The sequence below is a fragment of the Bacillus badius NBRC 15713 genome, from assembly GCF_001591605.1.
Classification (GTDB): domain Bacteria; phylum Bacillota; class Bacilli; order Bacillales; family Domibacillaceae; genus Pseudobacillus; species Pseudobacillus badius.
In genome coordinates, this window is sequence record NZ_BCVF01000007.1 from 51,051 (window position 1) to 68,843 (window position 17,793).

27 protein-coding genes are annotated in these 17,793 nt (G+C 45.3%); 11 read left to right on the forward strand and 16 right to left on the reverse strand.

The features are described from left to right. The first annotated feature begins 53 nt into the window (after positions 1 to 53). Both BBA02S_RS05490 and BBA02S_RS05495 read left to right on the forward strand, forming a co-directional pair. Entirely contained in the window at positions 54 to 731 is a 678-nt protein-coding gene (locus tag BBA02S_RS05490) for a response regulator transcription factor (RefSeq protein WP_041113486.1), read from the forward strand. Continuing rightward, positions 724 to 1,953 (forward strand): sensor histidine kinase, encoded by a 1,230-nt coding sequence (locus BBA02S_RS05495; protein ID WP_041113531.1) that lies wholly within the window; start codon positions 724 to 726, stop codon positions 1,951 to 1,953. The genes BBA02S_RS05490 and BBA02S_RS05495 overlap by 8 nt, the downstream gene beginning before the upstream one ends. 28 nt (positions 1,954 to 1,981) lie before the next feature. Here BBA02S_RS05495 and BBA02S_RS05500 read toward each other — a convergent pair whose 3' ends face one another. From BBA02S_RS05500 to BBA02S_RS05520, 5 genes are all read right to left on the reverse strand, one after another. Then, positions 1,982 to 2,533: a ferric reductase-like transmembrane domain-containing protein gene (locus BBA02S_RS05500; protein WP_041113485.1), complete on the reverse strand. Its 552-nt coding sequence runs from the start codon at positions 2,531 to 2,533 to the stop codon at positions 1,982 to 1,984. Next, positions 2,530 to 3,459, reverse strand: coding sequence for an FAD:protein FMN transferase (locus tag BBA02S_RS05505; RefSeq protein WP_169799349.1), 930 nt, complete (start codon positions 3,457 to 3,459; stop codon positions 2,530 to 2,532). Before BBA02S_RS05505 ends, BBA02S_RS05500 begins: the two co-directional genes overlap by 4 nt. Continuing rightward, the gene (locus tag BBA02S_RS05510) at positions 3,425 to 3,682 is read right to left on the reverse strand and encodes a hypothetical protein (RefSeq protein ID WP_156136524.1); all 258 of its coding nucleotides are present in this window, start codon (positions 3,680 to 3,682) and stop codon (positions 3,425 to 3,427) included. The genes BBA02S_RS05505 and BBA02S_RS05510 overlap by 35 nt, the downstream gene beginning before the upstream one ends. A gap of 13 nt (positions 3,683 to 3,695) precedes the next feature. Beyond that, positions 3,696 to 4,307: a copper amine oxidase N-terminal domain-containing protein gene (locus BBA02S_RS05515; RefSeq protein ID WP_041113484.1), complete on the reverse strand. Its 612-nt coding sequence runs from the start codon at positions 4,305 to 4,307 to the stop codon at positions 3,696 to 3,698. Between the two features lie 127 nt (positions 4,308 to 4,434). Continuing rightward, positions 4,435 to 4,830, reverse strand: coding sequence for a secondary thiamine-phosphate synthase enzyme YjbQ (locus BBA02S_RS05520; RefSeq protein WP_041094628.1), 396 nt, complete (start codon positions 4,828 to 4,830; stop codon positions 4,435 to 4,437). A 140-nt stretch (positions 4,831 to 4,970) separates the two neighbouring features. On the opposite strand from BBA02S_RS05520, the gene BBA02S_RS05525 reads away from it, so the two are divergent. Further along, positions 4,971 to 5,759 carry a DUF7225 domain-containing protein gene (locus tag BBA02S_RS05525; RefSeq protein WP_041113483.1) on the forward strand — a complete coding sequence of 263 codons (789 nt, stop codon included), beginning with the start codon at positions 4,971 to 4,973 and terminating at the stop codon, positions 5,757 to 5,759. Between the two features lies 1 nt (position 5,760). On the opposite strand, the gene BBA02S_RS05530 is transcribed toward BBA02S_RS05525, so the two are convergent. The 3 genes from BBA02S_RS05530 to BBA02S_RS05540 form a co-directional block, all read right to left on the reverse strand. Further along, positions 5,761 to 5,943: a phospholipase D-like domain-containing protein gene (locus BBA02S_RS05530; protein ID WP_041094632.1), complete on the reverse strand. Its 183-nt coding sequence runs from the start codon at positions 5,941 to 5,943 to the stop codon at positions 5,761 to 5,763. Then, positions 5,936 to 6,262, reverse strand: coding sequence for a nucleoside triphosphate pyrophosphohydrolase (locus tag BBA02S_RS05535; protein ID WP_041094634.1), 327 nt, complete (start codon positions 6,260 to 6,262; stop codon positions 5,936 to 5,938). The genes BBA02S_RS05530 and BBA02S_RS05535 overlap by 8 nt, the downstream gene beginning before the upstream one ends. A gap of 214 nt (positions 6,263 to 6,476) precedes the next feature. Then, positions 6,477 to 6,971, reverse strand: a complete 495-nt coding sequence (locus BBA02S_RS05540) for a hypothetical protein (protein WP_041113482.1) — start codon at positions 6,969 to 6,971, stop codon at positions 6,477 to 6,479. Between the two features lie 194 nt (positions 6,972 to 7,165). Here BBA02S_RS05540 and BBA02S_RS21245 point away from each other — a divergent pair, with 194 nt between their 5' ends. Next, positions 7,166 to 7,291: a hypothetical protein gene (locus BBA02S_RS21245; protein WP_255211743.1), complete on the forward strand. Its 126-nt coding sequence runs from the start codon at positions 7,166 to 7,168 to the stop codon at positions 7,289 to 7,291. Between the two features lie 87 nt (positions 7,292 to 7,378). On the opposite strand, the gene BBA02S_RS21250 is transcribed toward BBA02S_RS21245, so the two are convergent. Genes BBA02S_RS21250 through BBA02S_RS05560 form a run of 5 tightly spaced genes read right to left on the reverse strand, consistent with a single transcriptional unit; the run spans position 7,379 to position 12,028 of the window. Next, the gene (locus BBA02S_RS21250) at positions 7,379 to 7,510 is read right to left on the reverse strand and encodes a hypothetical protein (protein ID WP_255211744.1); all 132 of its coding nucleotides are present in this window, start codon (positions 7,508 to 7,510) and stop codon (positions 7,379 to 7,381) included. 15 nt (positions 7,511 to 7,525) lie between these two features. Continuing rightward, positions 7,526 to 7,750: a heavy-metal-associated domain-containing protein gene (locus BBA02S_RS05545; RefSeq protein ID WP_041113481.1), complete on the reverse strand. Its 225-nt coding sequence runs from the start codon at positions 7,748 to 7,750 to the stop codon at positions 7,526 to 7,528. 18 nt (positions 7,751 to 7,768) lie between these two features. Continuing rightward, on the reverse strand, positions 7,769 to 8,266 hold the full coding sequence (locus BBA02S_RS05550; protein ID WP_041113480.1) for a helical membrane plugin domain-containing protein: 498 nt from the start codon (positions 8,264 to 8,266) through the stop codon (positions 7,769 to 7,771). After that, positions 8,241 to 11,222, reverse strand: a complete 2,982-nt coding sequence (gene fdhF / locus BBA02S_RS05555) for a formate dehydrogenase subunit alpha (protein WP_041094642.1) — start codon at positions 11,220 to 11,222, stop codon at positions 8,241 to 8,243. The genes BBA02S_RS05550 and fdhF overlap by 26 nt, the downstream gene beginning before the upstream one ends. 2 nt (positions 11,223 to 11,224) lie before the next feature. Further along, positions 11,225 to 12,028: a formate/nitrite transporter family protein gene (locus BBA02S_RS05560; protein ID WP_041113479.1), complete on the reverse strand. Its 804-nt coding sequence runs from the start codon at positions 12,026 to 12,028 to the stop codon at positions 11,225 to 11,227. A gap of 162 nt (positions 12,029 to 12,190) precedes the next feature. On the opposite strand from BBA02S_RS05560, the gene BBA02S_RS05565 reads away from it, so the two are divergent. Next, positions 12,191 to 12,409, forward strand: coding sequence for a hypothetical protein (locus BBA02S_RS05565; protein ID WP_041094647.1), 219 nt, complete (start codon positions 12,191 to 12,193; stop codon positions 12,407 to 12,409). Positions 12,410 to 12,613: 204 nt separating this feature from the next. After that, positions 12,614 to 13,240, forward strand: coding sequence for an FMN-dependent NADH-azoreductase (locus tag BBA02S_RS05570; RefSeq protein ID WP_041094649.1), 627 nt, complete (start codon positions 12,614 to 12,616; stop codon positions 13,238 to 13,240). 72 nt (positions 13,241 to 13,312) lie between these two features. On the opposite strand, the gene BBA02S_RS05575 is transcribed toward BBA02S_RS05570, so the two are convergent. Both BBA02S_RS05575 and BBA02S_RS05580 read right to left on the reverse strand, forming a co-directional pair. Beyond that, positions 13,313 to 13,828, reverse strand: a complete 516-nt coding sequence (locus BBA02S_RS05575; protein WP_041094651.1) for a ferritin — start codon at positions 13,826 to 13,828, stop codon at positions 13,313 to 13,315. A 32-nt stretch (positions 13,829 to 13,860) separates the two neighbouring features. Beyond that, positions 13,861 to 15,147 carry a glycoside hydrolase family 18 protein gene (locus BBA02S_RS05580; RefSeq protein WP_041094653.1) on the reverse strand — a complete coding sequence of 429 codons (1,287 nt, stop codon included), beginning with the start codon at positions 15,145 to 15,147 and terminating at the stop codon, positions 13,861 to 13,863. Positions 15,148 to 15,312: 165 nt separating this feature from the next. On the opposite strand from BBA02S_RS05580, the gene BBA02S_RS05585 reads away from it, so the two are divergent. Further along, the gene (locus tag BBA02S_RS05585) at positions 15,313 to 15,777 is read left to right on the forward strand and encodes a nucleoside deaminase (protein ID WP_041113478.1); all 465 of its coding nucleotides are present in this window, start codon (positions 15,313 to 15,315) and stop codon (positions 15,775 to 15,777) included. 5 nt (positions 15,778 to 15,782) lie between these two features. On the opposite strand, the gene BBA02S_RS20190 is transcribed toward BBA02S_RS05585, so the two are convergent. Beyond that, positions 15,783 to 15,917, reverse strand: a complete 135-nt coding sequence (locus BBA02S_RS20190) for an FbpB family small basic protein (RefSeq protein ID WP_082027987.1) — start codon at positions 15,915 to 15,917, stop codon at positions 15,783 to 15,785. 187 nt (positions 15,918 to 16,104) lie between these two features. Here BBA02S_RS20190 and BBA02S_RS05590 point away from each other — a divergent pair, with 187 nt between their 5' ends. The 4 genes from BBA02S_RS05590 to BBA02S_RS05605 are packed head-to-tail and all read left to right on the forward strand — an operon-like array spanning position 16,105 to position 17,688. Then, on the forward strand, positions 16,105 to 16,560 hold the full coding sequence (locus BBA02S_RS05590; RefSeq protein ID WP_041094657.1) for an OsmC family protein: 456 nt from the start codon (positions 16,105 to 16,107) through the stop codon (positions 16,558 to 16,560). Positions 16,561 to 16,590: 30 nt separating this feature from the next. Beyond that, complete coding sequence (locus tag BBA02S_RS05595) at positions 16,591 to 16,839, forward strand: hypothetical protein (protein ID WP_041113477.1); 249 nt, start codon at positions 16,591 to 16,593, stop codon at positions 16,837 to 16,839. Continuing rightward, positions 16,823 to 17,281 (forward strand): LytTR family DNA-binding domain-containing protein, encoded by a 459-nt coding sequence (locus tag BBA02S_RS05600; RefSeq protein WP_041094661.1) that lies wholly within the window; start codon positions 16,823 to 16,825, stop codon positions 17,279 to 17,281. Before BBA02S_RS05595 ends, BBA02S_RS05600 begins: the two co-directional genes overlap by 17 nt. Then, the gene (locus BBA02S_RS05605; protein WP_041094663.1) at positions 17,278 to 17,688 is read left to right on the forward strand and encodes a DUF3021 domain-containing protein; all 411 of its coding nucleotides are present in this window, start codon (positions 17,278 to 17,280) and stop codon (positions 17,686 to 17,688) included. Before BBA02S_RS05600 ends, BBA02S_RS05605 begins: the two co-directional genes overlap by 4 nt. The last annotated feature ends 105 nt before the right edge of the window (positions 17,689 to 17,793 follow it).

The following is a 17,793-nucleotide window of genomic DNA, read 5'->3' on the forward strand; positions in this document are numbered from 1 at the left end:
GATAATCTGCTATTCTAAAAGTAAAAAACATGATTGCAGAGGGGGATAGTCTGATGAATATTTTATTTGCGGAAGATGACGAGCGTTTAGGAAAGCTTATTCACCATTTATTGCAAAAAGAGTTCAGTTGCGCCGACTGGGTCAAGGACGGAAGAACGGCCTGCGATTATGCGCAATTTACGCAGTACGATGTGATCATTCTGGATTGGATGATGCCTAAGATGAGCGGGATTGAGGCGTGCCAGCATCTAAGAAAGAATGGATACAAAGGAGGCATCTTGTTTCTGACTGCCAAGGATTCACTGGAGGATGTGATTGAAGGACTGGATGCCGGCGCCGATGATTATATCGTCAAGCCATTTAAGTTTGAGGAGCTTGCCGCGAGATTGCGGGCCCTGTCGCGGAGAATCGACAAGCCCTTTGAAGAAGTGCTCTCCTGCAGTAATTTAAAGTTAAATTTAAATACACGGACAGTGACCCGCGGCGGTGAAATCATTGAGCTGTCCAAAAAGGAGTACGATTTGCTTGAATTATTGATTCGCAATCAGAATTACGTATTAACGCGGGAGATTTTGCTTGAAAGAATTTGGGGATTTGACGTGGAGGTAACTGAAAACGCCCTTGATGCCTTAGTGAAGCTGCTCCGCAAAAAGGTGGATCAGCCTGGAAAGCCGTCTATCATTAAAAATGTAAGAGGAGTCGGTTACATTTTGAGGAATGCTGATGTTTAATTCCGTCAAGTCCAAGCTGACTTTCCTGTTTACCGGGTCATTGCTCGTCATTCTTGTTATTTTCATTTTTACCTTGTATATATTTATTTCAGGAGCCATCAAAAACAATGAGCTACATGAACTTTCACAGTTCTATGGCGAAGAGGAGCATGAATGGGCAGAGGAACTGCTTGAGCTCCATCATGAAGATATTGATTTTGAACCGGATCGCGGCATTTTTTATTATCTGTTTGATGAAAGCGGCCGGCTGGTCAAAGGGGATGAAACAGTTAAAGGCCTCTCGCTTTATATTAAAAGCAATAATCTTCAACAGCAGGAGGATGAATACGTGAAAGAGCTGGAATGGGAAAGCGCCCATTTGCTGCTGGCCCGTTACGATATACAACAGGGCCAGCAAATGATTGGAAGTGTGATCATTGGTATGGATATCACCTCCGAGAAGCATTTAATCCAAAAAATCATCTGGATCCTTATCGCGCTTGCTGTCTTATTCAGCCTCCTGTTTGCTTGGATGGGCTATTTCTTTGCAGGGCAAGCCATGCGGCCGATTCAGCAAGCGTATCTGACACAGAAAAAGTTTGTCTCAGATGCCTCCCACGAACTGCGGACGCCGCTCAGCGTTTTTTACAGCTCGATCGAAATTCTCGATAAAGAAAAAGAAAACTTGAGCCCTTTCAACCAAGATGTTTTAGATGATGTAAAAAAAGAAGCGGAATTGATGCATCAGCTGCTCAATGATCTGCTGATGCTGGCACGCAGTGATCAAGGTCATTTTGAACTTGAACTGAAGGAAGTCGATCTTTCTATGCTGTTACAGAATTTACTCGAAAGATTTTCACGCGTGCTCCCTGTCTCCCTGCAGCTGGAAAGCGAGATTACCGCCAGCCTTCACATAAAAGGCGATTCAGAACGCCTCCAGCAGCTGTTTTACATTTTATTGGATAATGCTTCCCATTATACAGAGGCGGGAGTAATTAGCTGTACTGCAAAGAAGGCAGGAGAGAAAATAATCGTAGTGATAAAGGACACAGGCAGCGGCATTTCGCCAGATGATCTGCCTCATATCTTTGACCGTTTTTACCGGGCAGACCCGTCACGCAACCGAAATGGCTCCGGCATCGGCCTTTCCATTGCCAAAATGATTGCAGAAGCCCACGGCGCAAAAATCACCGTAAAAAGCGAGCTCGACAAAGGGACTGAATTTACAATTACTTTTCCTTAACATTCACAAAAGCCAAAAAAAAACGCCGTTATGGCGTTTTTTTTGTGGGCTGAAAAAGAGCCTCTGCATACCGAAGCGCAAGCAGCAACGCAACAAGAACCGCGCTTCCTGCATAAACAGAGGCAATGCCGAACTGTTCTGTGTCCGTACCGATGAACAAACCGTGAAGCATCATAAACACCCAGGCAGGCAGCACTAGTAAATGAACTTTTTTCCAAAGCCCTCTTCCCAGCTTCTTCATAAAGAAATCGGATGTCGCCAGCACAATCAGGAAAAGAAAGAAGGAAAAAATGCCAAAAGCCGAATACACAGGTGCATAGTCATCCATGAAAGGTATAATTATTTCTGCAATTTGATAAGAAACGTACTCATCTTTCCAAAGAACCACCATATGAAACAACATAACTAGAAATCCGATCCAGCTGCTTGTTTGATGAAGTTCAAGCATCAGCGGCTTCTTTTTCTTGAACATCGTCATGCTGCTTAATAAGCCGGCAGAAACGGAAAAAGTCATCAGAAAGAAGGCAAGAAGCCCCGAAAAGCGGATGAAATGCCAAGTAGAAAAAAACTCCACGCTCATACGCCAACACCTCCTGTTGTCAATCGTCCATCCGGCTGAACAAGCACAAATTGAAAACGGCCGCCAAGCTTCTGCAACTGATCTCCCGCCTGTTCAAGACCGTCCATGAAACAAAGCTTAGCCCCTACCTCAGCATCCAGACAGGACTCAGCCAAAACAGTGGATTGGACAATAACCGGCTCAACCGGTTTTCCCGTTCTTCCATCTAACAAATGATGCTTTTTCTCTTCTCCCTGCCACCAGCTGCGATAGATGAGGTTAGAGGTGGCGATGCTTCCATTTTGAAAGCTGAATGATCCGATCTCGCGCCCTTCTTGAAAGGGATCCATTACACCGATTCTCCACGTCTTTTCTCCATTTGACCAAGCCTGTATATCCCCTCCGCCATCTACAATGCCAAAGCGGCTCCGTGCATGGATTCGCAGCCACCTGGCCGCCGCTTCCACCGCGTAGCCTTTGGCTATTCCTCCAAGATCAATGTTGTGCTTCGTTTTCTTTGTGATGGTACCGTTACTGTGAAATATCAGAGGCTCTCCTCCCAGTTCTTCGGTCAATGCCTCTCCTTGTTCCTTTGGGGCTGTGACAAAAGGAAAAGACTGTTTATATCCATGAGCCTCCATCTGATTGAGCATGTAAGGAGAAAAACATCCTCCTGTTTTCAATCGATAACTCTCGGCTGTTTTCAACAGGTCGTACAAAACAGGAGAAACAGAAACAACAGCTCCCTCTGCAGCTTGATTGAATATCCACAATTCATTGTGCGTGCGAAACCTTGAAAAGGCGTAATCAAAATAGTGAAGCAACGAACGAATGGCTTCTTTCCAATCCGGCTGTTCGCTATTGGAAATGGAAACAAAAAACGAACTATCCATGACTTCCACTTCAAGCGTATTAGTCTCTTTTCGACTTTCTTGACATGCGATCACTTTCCCCATTCCCTTCATTGGCTGCTTGAACCGAAAAGCTGCTCCAATCAAGTTTCAAAAGTTCTTTTTCCCGCTGGCTCATCGTATCATTTGCTTCTACTGCCAATGTATTTGTATCATGGCCCTCTGCTTGAAAATCGTCCAATTGTCCAAGAATAAAAGCGGAGAAGGCAATTCCAGACATACCGACTATCCACTTAGCCTTCGCATTTTTCTTCATCATTTCACCTCATTCATCAAATAGACTGCAGCACAATCGTTTGGCTGCCTTCATTCCAGCTCACCCGGTAACCGAATGTATTAGCTATGACAGAAACTGGCAAGTACACGGACTTCTCGAAAAAATACGCTTCTGAAGGCATAGGTGTCTTCACCAGATTTTCATAAGCTGCGTTTGAGCCTGAACGAACGATCAGCTCATCTCTCCCTTTGGACACCTCTAGAATTCTGCTCTGTTTATGATACGTATAATCTGCCTGAAGCAGATTCGCCATCTTTTCCCCTGAGACCAGCAGCTGGCCATTCCGGGGAATCACGTAAAGCTGTTCGCTCTCCTTGTTTAACTGAACAGCGACTTCCTGGGCTTCCTGAAAAGGCAGGCTGCTGTCTGCGGCAACACTCGTATCCCGCGTCCACATGTGCCAATAAGAAGACTGACTAGGCACCTCATATTCATAGCCTTCCTCCTCTTCCCAATCGTCATCCTCATCGTCCCATTCATGATCCTCTACTTTGCCTTCACCATATTCATGCTCATACTCATCATCCGCGCTCGCCAACTGTCCTGAAGAAAAACCGAAAAAGAGCACGAACATCATTAAAAGAGATGCCATCCATTTTTTTCGCATGTTATTCCCCCCTTTGCTTACTAATGTACTCTCTATTTCTGAAAACAAAATGAAAGAGGAGGGAAAAACTGCTCTTCAAAAAAAGAAAAGGGGCGCCCATTCCGCTCCCCTTTCCTTCTTCATCCTTTTATAAAATTTTCACATAAAACGTGCGTGTCCGCGGTCCATCGAACTCACAAAAATAAATGCCCTGCCAGGTCCCTAACAACAAACGGCCGGCTGCAATAATCACATGCTGCGACGAACCAACTGTACTTGCCTTCATATGTGCAGCCGTATTCCCCTCTGCATGGCGATCCAGCTCATGAGACCATGGATACACCTCATCAAACCGGCGAAGCATATCCCGCTTTACATCCGGATCAGCATTCTCATTAATCGTCACACCCGCCGTCGTATGAGGACAATACACCACCGCCGCTCCCTCTGTGATCGCTTCCTCTGTGACAAACTGCTGCACCTGCTCTGTCACCTCAATCATCTGGTCACGGCTAGTTGTCGTTAACGTGAACTTTTTGAGCATAAGCCCCTTCCTTTCTGATTACATTCTTTCTTTTATCTATCGTATCTCATGTTTTGAAAGGGTTCAAAAATAAAAGTTAAAGCTTCTGATCTTTAGCCGATCCAGTAATTGAAGAAATTATAAAGGAAAGCAGTGAAAACATGATCATCTATGAACAAATAAAAGCTGTATTGGATTCCAAAATAAATCAATTACTCACGTCATCGGATGTAAAAGCAGCTTTAGTTAAGCAATTCGATTCGAATCCTGCAAGCGTTATCTTATCCGACTATTGCTATAACCGGATGAATAACGGAGCGATCTTCAATCATCATTTATTTGAGTACGTCAATAGGGGGATTTATAAATATCTGGGAGAATGCTATCCATACACAGGCTTAATTTTTCACAGACCTAAAGGTTCTAAAGAAGACATAGTTGTTGGAGAATGGAAAAGTGGCATAAAAACAATTTACAAACAGAGCTCCTATGGAGAAGACGGGGTCGAATTCATCAGCAAAGAGCAGATGATCACGCTTTATGAAGAATATAATAAAATGTTGAGATATGAAATGAGTTTACTAAACTGTCAACCTACGGAATTGCGCCACCTGATAGGCAGAATCGGCGAATTCCTATGTGCCATTCACACAAACGGCCATTTATCAAGACAGACTAATCAGCATGGCTTCGACGTGATCAGCAAGGGAAGGCGGATAAGTGTAAAAACGACTGCCCAAACAAACGGATTTATTACAGTCAACCAAAATACATTTTCGCATTTTGATGATTTCTTCATCGTGCACTACCTTGATGGTGAATTTAAAGTCGTGTATTACGGTCCTAAAGAAGAATTGCTGGACATTGCCAGAACGTACAACAACAAGCTTGAAATCGATCTAAAAAGATTAAAAAAACAAACACAGGCCTGTTCGTTGAATTTCCAATAACTTAATCGCCCGTACAAATTTTAATTTCTGCCCCGCGCAAAGCAGCCAGCTGTAAAGCGGGAAGAATCCTCTTTACCCCCGACTGCATGACGAAGGAGGTTAAAATATAAATTTCTTCTGCTTTTTCTGCCAGCTTGGTGATAGTTTCCAAAAGGTTCTCCGTCACTAGCTGCAGCTTAGTCATCTTCTACCTCAATTAAAAAAATACGTTCGCGAAACCCGCCCCGCTTTTCGGCTTTTTGCTCTCGAATGGCTTCCAAGCGGTTAAAGTCCGCTCCGTGGATGACTGCAGCAGCGTGAAGGAGCTCAAGCATATCCGCCAGTTCCTCCATAGCTTCTTCATCGTTTGCAGCTGCTTTATACTCAGCAAGCTCCTCATTCATTTTTTGACGTATTTCCTGTATATATTCAGCTTCATCCAGAATGCGAGTACTGGACGTTTTTCCGCTTTGAGCAATGATTTCTGGAATCCGGTCACGGACGAGTTTGTTATAGATCGGCATCTCTCTCTCTCCTTTTGCTGTAAGTACTATCATTTTATCAGAAAAATAGCCTAGCAGCTTAAATAGATGGCCTCTAGGCACCTGGCTTGTGAAGCTGGAAGGGCTCATAAATAAGCAGCAAGCCAACAACAGTCACTGCCAAGCAAAACACCATACGCTTAAAGTAAACTTCCTTCTTCCATTACAGAAGGAGATTGAAAAAATTGCTCGTCCTTTATCCTGATTTATCCACAAACAGCGCCCATTTGCTTTCGAGCGCCTTTAAATCAGGGTATTGTTTGCTCAGCCTTTTCATATTCCGATGCAGCAAGCGGCCATAGGAATTCTCTTCTTTGATCCACTGGTCAGTTAATTGATGCAAAAATAGGAGGTGCTTGTCCCGATTCTGCTTTGCCTGCGAGATTAAGGCAATGGAGTAAAAATAGCCGATGACATCAAACCCTGTCAAAACCGGATTTCCGTTTGGCACCTCATATCTTTTCAATGCGTGAAAAACCTCCTCAACTAGCGCTTCGTCCGCGGCGAATTCTTTCATGCGCAAATATTCCTTCGCGGTGACCGGCGCATGCGTCAAGCGGCCCAGCTTCAAGCAATATTTCCATGCTCTTTCCCAGATGTCCTCAGCTTTTATTTGCTGTCTTAGTAATTGTGTGACTCTCCTGTCCGCTGCTATTTCTTGAATGCTCTTTCCTTTGATAGGATTTGGCATTAGATCATCCCCTTTATAAATATCCTAATATAGAAATCACTCTACATAAATGGTGGAATTTACAAAACATTTAATTACAGAAAGAGGAGACAGCTGATGGACAAGGCATTCCACTTCGGGCTTTTAACGAGTCTGACTGGCACCTTTACGTTATTCATTTATTAAGCACAGAAATTGTTCGCTTTACCATGGGGTTGAAAGAGGAAGATATTTATTTTGCCAAATATTTATTGGTTATTCCTGTGGCTTTACTGGTGATTGGCTTGCCTTTTGCCGTAATTATCCCGCTGATTTGGCTCAAACGATGGGGCGAAAGCTGATTTAAAGACAGGCAATTGATCACTTTTCATCCGCACATCAAAACCCCCTGCAAAGAGCCACTTTACAGGGGGCAGTCTATTTTGGCATTATTCGTCGCCAATTGACGGCGATTGGCGATCCGTCCGGCAGCTCTCACAAATATGCAGCCTGCTGGCCTGCCATTGATCTTCACTGCTTTCCAGCGTCTCCTCCTGTCCGCAAACTTCACAGACCTTCATTGTCCATCACCCCTTCTAAAAAAATCCCGTATTGGGTTCTACCTCAAAGCCCAAGTCGGTGATAGCTTGCTGGAAGTCCATGTAGGAAGCCGCCTCTTCATTGTAGCTGAAGGAGGCTTCACTGCTGGCTGCATTGACTTCCGCTCTTCTGACTCCCCATACTGATTCCAAAGCTTTAGAGACTTTTTCTGCCTCTTGCTCGGTCAGCTGACTTTTTATTTTAATCACTCCTCTTTGCATGACAGGCACCTCCTTCAATTACTGGGATTCCTTCTTGTCCTGATGGAAAGACTGTCCCATTCCTTGCAAAAACTCCGTCATCACTGCCAGGGAAGCGCGGGCTTCGGGAGTGCGCATGCTTTTTCCAAGCTGCCACATGCTGGGCTCCTCATTGTTTTCCAGACTTTTTGAAGCTCTTTGAAGCCCATAATTTACGCCATCTAGAGTATTCGCCAATTGCTCCGGGTTAATCGCTCCTAAAAACTTCACCGCATTCATTCCATTTTTAATCACGTTGTGCATCCCCGGCTGGTTCATCTGCTGGATAGCAATAGCTCCTACGTCTGTACGCTGCTCCAGCAAGCCTTTTATCATATTGAGAACGCCCATCTCGTGGAGGTTCTTTACGATGGCGATCATACTGATAATCGCCTCTTGGTTGTCCGCTAATTCTTTCATGATCGCCGCTGCTGCCTGGGACTGTTCCTCCTGCTCATTCGGGAGGCTTCTGCTAATTTGCCTGACTGCCTTCGCCATACTCATCCCCCTTTATTTGGATCATCTCATTAATCGGCGTGAAATCCGGCCGTTTCCACTTTTCCTCCACTCTTACGCTGATCTGGGGAACGCGGTTTCCAAACCGGTGATTCACACGGGGCAGCGGAGACTCTCCGCTTTCTTCGATAACCTCCATCTTGACACTCATCTCTTTATAATTCGGCGTGTGGGTAATCTTATCGTGATAGCTGCTCGTTAAACGATTAACCGCTTCTTGTTCCTCCATGGAATTCATCGTTAAATACAGCTCGTTGCCCCTTACACGGTCTGTGACGATCGCCCTGACTTTCACATGCCCGTAAGGAGAAGTTAACCGCACTAGCGCTCCATCTGAAACACCTCTCTGTTCAGCAAGTTCAGGCGATATTTCCAGCCACGGATGCGGAACTTTATGCGTCAGCCCTTCTGATTTATAGGTCATATTTCCTTCATGGAAGTGCTCCAGCAAGCGGCCGTTGTTCAAATGCAAATCATATTCCTCTCCTGCTTCATACGGAGGTGTAAAGTCCACCGGATACAATCTTGCCTTGCCATCAGGGAAGGCGAAACGCTCCCGATAAAGAAGAGGTGTATCCGTTCCATCAGCAGCCACCGGCCATACAAGGCTATTCCAGCCTTCCAGCCTCTCATAGCTTACCCCGGCAAAAATCGGAGCAAGCCGGGCCGCTTCGTCCATAATTTCGCTTGGATGCTGATAATTCCAGTCAGCTCCCATCCTTCTAGCCAACTCCTGAAAAATCATCCAGTCCGGTTTAGAGTCGCCCAGCGGTTCCATTACCTTATGAAACCTTTGAATTCTCCGCTCTGTATTCGTAAAGGTTCCTTCCTTCTCAGGGCTTGGTGCAGCCGGGAGAATAACATCGGCATATTGAGCGGTGCGGCTGAAGAAAACATCTTGAACAACAAAAAAGTCCAGCTGCTCAAAGTGCGCTTCTACATGGTTGGAATTAGAATCCACAAGGGCCATTTCTTCACCAAACAAATACATCGCCTTGATTTGGCCTGTTTGAATTCCTTCCACCATTTGGTGGTTGTTAAAGCCTGGCTCTGCCGGCAAATCAACGCCCCATGCTTTTTCATAACGTTTTCTTACGCCGGCGTCTTGAACAGGCTCATATCCAGGAAACCAAGCCGGCATTGTTCCGAAATCACAGGCTCCCTGCACATTATTATGCCCCCTGAGCGGATAAGCTCCTGTACCAGGGCGGCCGAAGTTGCCAGTAATCAACAGCAAATTGGCAATCGCTGTACTGGCATCGGTTGCTCCCATATGCTGTGTAATGCCCATTGCCCAAAGAGCGCACACTGATTTTGCTTCATGAATCATGGCAGCTACCTGAATCAGCTGTTCTTTCGCAAGACCGGTCGCCTCCTCGGCATACTCCAGCGTGAATTTCTCCAACGATAGAATATACTCGTCCAAGCCGTTCACCCGATTGTTTAGAAACTCTTGATCTTCCCAGCCTTGGTCCAATATATATTTTGTGACGGCAGAGATCCAAATAAGATCGGTGCTTGGCTTCGGACGGAAAAACAGATTTGCCCTTTGCGCCAGTTCGTTTTCCCTTAAATCCGCCACAATCAGCTTTTGCCCATTTAATTTGTGAGCCCTTTTCACTCTCGTGGCCAATACCGGATGCGACTCTGCCGCATTCGCTCCGATTACAATGATCAATTCTGATTGCTCAATGTCTTGTATCGTTCCGGAATCTCCGCCGATGCCCACTGTTCTCATCAGTCCCGCAGTAGCCGGAGACTGGCAATATCGTGAACAGTTATCCACATTGTTGGTGCCCATAACGGCGCGCGCCAGTTTTTGAAATAAAAAGTTTTCTTCGTTTGTACATTTGGAGGAAGCGATATAGCCAATGGAATCAGCCCCATGCTGCTCCTTAATGGCGGTCAATTGGCTGGCGATCAAGTCAAGCGCTTCCTCCCATGTCGCTTCGACAAATTCATCCTCCCGCCGGATTAAAGGCTTTGTCAATCGCTCCTCGCTGTTGACAAAATCCCATCCCCATTTTCCTTTTACACAAGTTGAGATACCGTTGACAGGCGCCTCAGCGGAAGGTTCAATTTTTAAAATCTGCCGGTCCTTTGTCCACATTTCAAAGCTGCAGCCGACCCCGCAATATGTACAAACCGTTTTCGTCCGCTTAATGCGTGATTTCCTCATGGCCGCCTCTACCTCGGATATCGCAAAGATCTCTTTATAGCCGGGCTCTACTTCTTTAGTTAAGTCGATCATCGGCTCCAGGATTTTCGGGGGAATCGCCGTCAAATACCCAGCTTCGCCGAGCATGGATTTTTCCATTAATGCATTGCATGGACAAACAGTTACACAATGCCCGCATGATACACACGAGGATTCATCAATCGGAACATCATTATCCCAAATCACCCTGGGAGCGTTCCGGCTCCAATCGATAGTGAGCGTTTCGTTGACCTGCAAGTCCTGGCAAGCCTCGACACACCTTCCGCACAAAATACACTGGTCAGGCTCGTATCGGTAAAAAGGATGCGAATGATCCGGGGGATAAGGCTTCGCTTCAAATTCATACTTTTGATGTTCAATCTCTAAATACTCGGCCGTATTGTGAACTGTGCAATTCCCGTTATTATTATCACAAACCGTACAATAGAGTTCATGGTTTTTCAGTATGCGCGACATCGCTTCATATTGAGCTTCCCGCACTGGCTTTGACAGGGTATCCACCTGCATGCCTGGTTCCGCTTTTACAGAACAGGCCCGCACCATCTCTCCCCCTACCTGCACAAAGCACGTATCACACGTTTGAATGGTTCCCAGGTTCGGATGGTAGCAAATACTAGGGATGAAATAGTTTCCTGACTGAGCGGCTTGTAAGATTGTTTGCCCAGGTGTAGCTGTAAACTCCTTATCATTGATGCGAATGGAGAATGAAGATCCTGACATTTTTATTCCTCCTTGCTTTCAAAACTGCTGTCTGGCACAAGCTCCTGCCGATAAGCTGTCCAATAAAACACGGAAACAAATAAAGTTCCTCCTATAGCATTCCCAATAAATACAAGAATAAAATTGCGAAAATAGTCCATCCAATTAAAGTGCCCTTCAAAGATAGCTGCCGGTATAATAAACATATTGGCGACCACGTGCTGAAAACCAATGGCGACAAATGCCATGATAGGAAACCAGATCGCTAATATCTTTCCGCCGATGTCGTCCGCTCCATATGCCATCCAAACAGCCAGCCCGACGAGCCAGTTGCAGCCGATCGCCGAAAATAAAACCGCCAGCGGCTCAGATTCTAATTTCGCTGCCGCTGTGGAGACGGTTTTTTCTAAATATGGCCCAGATGCCGTCAATTCAGCTATATGGCCGAAAAAATAAGCAACGAAGAGGGCCCCTATGAAATTGCTTATTGTAATCCAGAACCAATTCTTTATCAGCTGTGCTGCCGTGATACGCTTGGCAAGACAAGCCATCGAAACAGCCATCATGTTGCCTGTTAACAGCTCTCCTCCGGCAACGATAATCAGCATAAGCCCCACCGGAAACACCGCAGCGCCTAAAAAAGCCGAGAAAGAGCCCCACTCATGAGGAAGACTGGCAATCACCCGTATATCTGCGAGATAACCAATGGAGATAAATGCCCCGCCTAAAAACCCTAACAACAGGACACTTAGAAACGGCAAGTGTACTTTTTTTGTTCCAGCTTCTATTGCCAGACGCGCAATATGCTGAGGATTGTGATAAGCCACCTCCCTCCTCCTTTCTTTTGCTTTTTTGGTATAGCATCTCCTGCAATCGAAACTTCATGAATAAATCAAGGGTGATTTCTTTGGTATATAACAAAAGAACACAGGTTATCTTTTTACATAGGAACCTTTTTCAGAAGCCAAGGAATAAGGAGGACATACATCATGGAAAAAGAGCTGCTATTTGAGAGAATAAAGGGAATGATCCTATCTTCCTCCAAGAAGCCAAAATATATGTCTATCTCCACAGTAAAGGTTGCTGACATTCTAGGTGTAAGACCGAAAGATGTCGAGGAAGAATTGCAAAGACTTGTTCACGAGGGCAAGCTTATTAAATCCAAGCTGGAAGAAGCGCCGCATAGCGAGGTTTATTCTTTGCCTTAAGCGTGCCGGGACCCGAATAAAAAGGCTGTCGTGATACAGCCTTTTTTTCGAGCTCCTTGTTCATAAAGAAGCTTCTAAGATTAAAATCTGATAAATCCAATTGTTTGACAGCGGCTTTTTTATCGTTTTAAACTAATAAAGTCAATAAGCTTACTTTTTATTTATCTTATCGATATAACGAATGGTTTAGATGGAGGGTTTTGTATGTCAAAGGTTTTATTTATTAAAGCAAATCCGCGCCCGATTGATCAGTCGGTCAGCGTAAAGCTGTATCATGCTTTTGTAGACAGCTACAAGGAAACACATCCTCATGATGAAATAACCGAGCTTGATTTATTTCAAGAAGAGCTGCCTTATTACGGCACGGAGATGATTAACGGCATGTTCAAAACTGCGCGCGGCTTAGAGCTGACAGCAGAGGAACAAGCAGCCACAGCGACAGTGAATAAATATTTAAACCAATTTCTTGAGGCAGATAAAGTAATGATCGCCTTCCCGCTCTGGAACTTCACGGTTCCGGCAGCTCTGCACACGTATTTAGATTATTTGTCACAGGCTGGCAAAACATTTAAATACACGCCAGAGGGTCCTGTCGGCTTGCTTACTGATAAAAAAGTGGCACTTCTGCAAGCACGCGGCGGCATTTATTCTGAAGGGCCGGCCAAGGCAACAGAAATGTCTTTGAATTATGTAAGAAACATGCTTAGCTTCTGGGGAATCACAGATATGACAACGGTGGTTGTTGAAGGTCACAACCAATTCCCTGACAGAGCAGAAGAAATAATTGAAGAAGGAATGAAACAAGCGGCAACGGCGGCTGCTTCCTTTTAATCAAAACAAAGAGGATGACCTGAGGTCATCCTCTTTCTCTTTCCGAAACACGCCGCAAAGAAGGTCCAGTATTTATCCTCCTGCTGCAGGACCAGGAGCCGCAGCCGTTCTTCTTCCCAGCTCCTGGTCTAAGATCAATAAAGCGGCTGGATTGTTTTGCGCAAGCTTTAACCGGTCGACAATCGTTTGTGCTTGCGCTTCCTCATCTACCTGCTCTCTTAAAAACTCTTGGAAAAGGACGGCTGTTTGCTGATCATGCTGAGCTGCGTAGTTATAAGCCTGACGATAAGAATTTGTGACAAAACGTTCATGCTCCAGCACCTTTTGAAACGTCTCCAGCGGCGTGCCGAATGCAGCCGGCTGAGCCGGAAGCGCTTGAATTTCCACTTGTCCGCCGCGGTCGGTTACATAATCGATTAACTTCAGCATATGCGTCCTTTCCTCTTCAGCCTGCAGTCTCAGCCACCTGGCCATCCCCGTATAATTGCGGCTGGCCATGTAAGCAGACATAGCTAAATATAAGGTAGTGGAAACATGCTCGACTTGAATTAAGTTGTTGAGCAGCTTTTGAATTTGTTCATTAAGCATAGCGATCCTCCCTCAGTAAGTCCTGCTTCTCCTTATGACCGCTTGCGGATGGTAAAGTTATCCTGAAGCAGCAGCCAATTTTGCGGAAAGGCAAGGCCGAGCTTCCAATACATAATTCCCCTCAGTCCAAATTGCTTAATTAAATCGAACTTCGCCTGAATGCTGCGGGCATCCTCAAACCATACTTCATGCTGCAGGCCGGCAGCATCAATATAGCGGAAGAATGGAGCCTGTGCCTCATTATCATATTGAATTTCCGCATTTTCCCTTAAAGCGATGGCAATCGCCTGTTGCGGGCTGACCGCTCTTGCCGGAGGACCTCCTGCCGGCGGGTAAGGCGCGGTCCAATCATAGCCGTATAAATTTTGGCCAAGCAAAATTTTATCGCGCGGAATTACACTTACCGCGTAGCGCACTACATTGCGGACCGGTCCGATCGGGCTGACTGCTTGCGGCTCGCTATATGTGTACCCCCATTCATAAGTCATCAGCGCAGTAAGATCAACAATGCTGCCGATTGCAGCATAATCGTGCGCGCCGTAAATGCCTGTCGTCACATCGCTCGCTTTAGGAGCAATGGCGTTGGACAGCATCAAACCAGCTGCATGAAACCGGTCCCTGGCTCTCCGCAAAAATGTATTGTATAACTCCCGGTCTTCAGGCAGCAGCAGCTCAAAGTCAAAATGAATATCTCCGTAGCCCACGTCATTGGCGACTTGGATAATGTTTCCGAACAACTGGTTCTGGGCCGCATCATTTGTAAAAATGGCATGAGCCAAATCAGGGCTGAAACGATATTCTTCAAGGTTGCTGACAACCATGGCATTAACGGTTCCAGCCGCACTGGCGATCGCCGGGATGCCATCAATCGACGGTGCAATCAAAGAGCCGTCACGGTTCATCTGGTAGCTGAACATAGCAAGATACGTTAAAGAGCCGACACGGTTACGCACCTCATTAATCATTGCCTGACTGACTGTTGCCTGCGGCTCCACGTAGAGCAGCGCATCAATGGTCGGCTTTGGCCGCGGAGGAATATACAGGCGCTGGCCGATTCGGAGAGAAGACGAAGCAGGAAGATTATTAATGCGGGCAAGTTCATTGACGGACAGGCCATATATCCTTGCAATAGAGGAAAGGGATTGTCCCCGTTGCACCCAATGATAGCTTCCCGTAATGGGAATGACTAATGCCTGACCTACGACCAGCCGCGAAGGATCAGGCAATTCATTCGCCTGTGCAATCGATTGCACGGAAGTTCCATAAATAGCCGCTATACTGTATAAGCTTTGCCCTCGCCGGACAACATGGATTTGCAAAATAAACACCCGCCTTTCTAAGTGAAAGCTCACTTCATAATCAAGTATATTTCTCGTACAAGCCTAGTATTCAGTGAAAATTCTTATTTGCGGACTAGATAGCAGCCAAATGCCGGGCAAATGACTTATAATAACGGCATAAACATTGGAAAGGAGTGCATCAAAATGGATTCATTTATGAAACGGGCTGTGGAACTGGCGGCGGAGAATGTCAAAAATGGCGGGCAGCCGTTCGGAGCAGTGCTTGTAAAAGATAGCCGGATCATCTCTGAAGGAGTCAATGAGCTTCATAAAAAGCATGACATAAGCGCGCATGCGGAAATGCTCGCCATTCGGAGGGCACAGGAAAAATTGGCAACGAACAATTTAGCCGGCTATACCATGTATGCGAGCGGAGAGCCTTGCCCAATGTGCTTCGCTGCCATGTACTTTGCCGGAATTACAGACGCTTTTTATTGCGTGCCTGTTGAAGAAGCCGCTGATGCTGGCCTGGCAACATCCGGACTAATTTATAAAGACTTGAAAAAATCAAAAGAAGAGCGAACCCTTTCTATGATTCATATGCCTTTAGATCAAGATCAGGAAAATCCGCTGATCCTTTGGAAAAAACGGACAAAAGAAAAAAGCTAGCTCATTTAAGCTAGCTTTTTCAACTCATGACGTTCTTCAATACGTTTTTCAATTTTTTCAATCGCTTGCTTGTCTTTCAGCAATTGTTCTTTATTCTCTCGAATCAATTCCTCAAGAGACTTTTTGTGTTTGATACGCAAGTTTTTACACTCCCTTATCTATATTTGGCCGTTGGACCTTTCATTAAAGAATAACTGTGATAGAATTTTCTGAAAAATACTATCTATCCTTAATATATACCATTTTCATTCGTTTTAAACGTTCGGATTTTGACAATTGTATGAAGTTTACACATAAAGCGATCAATTACTAAGGAGGCAGAAGATAATGACTGTACACAGCTTTCATTTAAAAGCAAATTGGCCGGGACTGCGTAATGACATAGGCTATATTGAAGCCGGCCAGTTAAAAACCGAGGTATCGATTCCGCCGGAAATGGATGGTCCTGGTATCGGGACAAATCCCGATGAAATGCTGCTTGGGGCTGCCGCTACGTGCTACATTATTACGCTAGCAGCAATGATGGAGCGCAGCGGACTGGAGAAAGAAAGTCTGACAATGGAATCAGAAGGCATCGTTGAAGTAACGAACGGAGTAATTACATACAAAACCATTATCCATCGCCCCGCCATTACACTGACAACCGACGCTACGGACAAGCATATGTCTCTGGCAAGCAAGCTCGCCAAAAAAGCTGAAACATCGTGTATGATCAGCCGCGCGCTTCAGGGCAATGTCGACATCCAACTAGAGCCTTCCATCCAAAAACTGCCCGGCAGCTAACAGCCGGGCAGTTTTTTTGCGGAGAGATTTATGCGCGCGATTTTGTCTGTTATGCGCGCAAAGTCTGCTTTTATGCACGCAATTGCAGCCGTTATGCGCGCAAACCATACGGATACGCACGCCGGACAGCTTTTTCTGCATGTTATCGGAAGAAATCTGTACGTTACTAGCATTCTTACGCGTCTTGTCTGTATGAGAGATACAAGCCATTGGATTTGTCATACAATGGAATTAACAAAGACAACAGCAAGGGGGAACGGCAATGAAGATATCACTTGATATTGATAGCGATTATGAGGAAACGAGAGTAACCATTCAGTGCAAGGAGGTAGATGATTCTATTAAAGATATACTCGATTTCTTAAAGGGCAGAGAGATAGAGTTTATTGTCGGTAAAAATGGCGAAATGCAGCACATTCTAAAGCCGGCTGCTATTCACTGCTTTTATGCCAGTAAAGATGAAGTGTTCGCTGTCACAGATGATGGTGAATTTAAAGTAAGAGAAAAGCTGTATGAACTGGAACAGCTGCTGTCCCCCAAGCAGTTTGTCCGCCTCTCTAAATCGGTGATTGCCAATCTGCATGAGCTCAGCCGTTTCGAGGCGTCATTTAACGGCACACTTTGTGTTCACTTCAAGTCTGGAAAAAAAGAATATGTCACACGGCATTATGTCAGCTCCATCAAAGCTGCATTAAAAATTAACAGGAGGAAATCATTATGAAAACCTTTGCAGTCAGAAGTATAGCCGGCATCTTCTTCGGCGCCTTCCTTACTGTCATGATCACCATTTGCCTCATTTATTTCGGAAATAAAGAAACACTTGAAGGCCAGCTATTCATTAAGAATGCCTTCGCTAACATGTTTTGCGGATGGTTTTTCTCGGTTACCCCGCTCTATTTTGAAATAAAGTCTCTTCACCTCTGGCAGCAAACAGCCCTGCATTTCGTCACTGTCACGTTTCTTTACTTCGTTCTTTCCTTCGGAGTTGGCTGGGTTACCCTAAGTGTGGAGAGCGTTCTCTCATTCGCCGGCCTGTTCGTCGGCCTATATGCAATCATTTGGATTTGCTTCTACCTTTATTTTAAGAATGAAGCAAAAAAACTAAACGACGACTTACAGCATATTTAATTATCTGCGTGAATGAAGGCGGCTGTATCGCATAAAGCTGAAAATTTGGTAAAAAAACTGCCCGGCAGCTAACAGCCGGGCAGTTTTTTTGCGGAAAGATTTATG

Coding starts and splice junctions, on each gene's coding strand:
- BBA02S_RS05490 (WP_041113486.1), top strand. CDS start 54: ATGAATATTTTATTTGCGGAAGATGACGAGCGTTTAGGAAAGCTTATT.
- BBA02S_RS05495 (WP_041113531.1), top strand. CDS start 724: ATGTTTAATTCCGTCAAGTCCAAGCTGACTTTCCTGTTTACCGGGTCA.
- BBA02S_RS05500 (WP_041113485.1), bottom strand. CDS start 2,533: ATGAGCGTGGAGTTTTTTTCTACTTGGCATTTCATCCGCTTTTCGGGG.
- BBA02S_RS05510 (WP_156136524.1), bottom strand. CDS start 3,682: ATGATGAAGAAAAATGCGAAGGCTAAGTGGATAGTCGGTATGTCTGGA.
- BBA02S_RS05515 (WP_041113484.1), bottom strand. CDS start 4,307: ATGCGAAAAAAATGGATGGCATCTCTTTTAATGATGTTCGTGCTCTTT.
- BBA02S_RS05520 (WP_041094628.1), bottom strand. CDS start 4,830: ATGCTCAAAAAGTTCACGTTAACGACAACTAGCCGTGACCAGATGATT.
- BBA02S_RS05525 (WP_041113483.1), top strand. CDS start 4,971: ATGATCATCTATGAACAAATAAAAGCTGTATTGGATTCCAAAATAAAT.
- BBA02S_RS05530 (WP_041094632.1), bottom strand. CDS start 5,943: ATGACTAAGCTGCAGCTAGTGACGGAGAACCTTTTGGAAACTATCACC.
- BBA02S_RS05535 (WP_041094634.1), bottom strand. CDS start 6,262: ATGCCGATCTATAACAAACTCGTCCGTGACCGGATTCCAGAAATCATT.
- BBA02S_RS05540 (WP_041113482.1), bottom strand. CDS start 6,971: ATGCCAAATCCTATCAAAGGAAAGAGCATTCAAGAAATAGCAGCGGAC.
- BBA02S_RS21250 (WP_255211744.1), bottom strand. CDS start 7,510: ATGAAGGTCTGTGAAGTTTGCGGACAGGAGGAGACGCTGGAAAGCAGT.
- BBA02S_RS05545 (WP_041113481.1), bottom strand. CDS start 7,750: ATGCAAAGAGGAGTGATTAAAATAAAAAGTCAGCTGACCGAGCAAGAG.
- BBA02S_RS05550 (WP_041113480.1), bottom strand. CDS start 8,266: ATGGCGAAGGCAGTCAGGCAAATTAGCAGAAGCCTCCCGAATGAGCAG.
- fdhF (WP_041094642.1), bottom strand. CDS start 11,222: ATGTCAGGATCTTCATTCTCCATTCGCATCAATGATAAGGAGTTTACA.
- BBA02S_RS05565 (WP_041094647.1), top strand. CDS start 12,191: ATGGAAAAAGAGCTGCTATTTGAGAGAATAAAGGGAATGATCCTATCT.
- BBA02S_RS05570 (WP_041094649.1), top strand. CDS start 12,614: ATGTCAAAGGTTTTATTTATTAAAGCAAATCCGCGCCCGATTGATCAG.
- BBA02S_RS05575 (WP_041094651.1), bottom strand. CDS start 13,828: ATGCTTAATGAACAAATTCAAAAGCTGCTCAACAACTTAATTCAAGTC.
- BBA02S_RS05585 (WP_041113478.1), top strand. CDS start 15,313: ATGGATTCATTTATGAAACGGGCTGTGGAACTGGCGGCGGAGAATGTC.
- BBA02S_RS05590 (WP_041094657.1), top strand. CDS start 16,105: ATGACTGTACACAGCTTTCATTTAAAAGCAAATTGGCCGGGACTGCGT.
- BBA02S_RS05595 (WP_041113477.1), top strand. CDS start 16,591: ATGCGCGCGATTTTGTCTGTTATGCGCGCAAAGTCTGCTTTTATGCAC.
- BBA02S_RS05600 (WP_041094661.1), top strand. CDS start 16,823: ATGAAGATATCACTTGATATTGATAGCGATTATGAGGAAACGAGAGTA.
- BBA02S_RS05605 (WP_041094663.1), top strand. CDS start 17,278: ATGAAAACCTTTGCAGTCAGAAGTATAGCCGGCATCTTCTTCGGCGCC.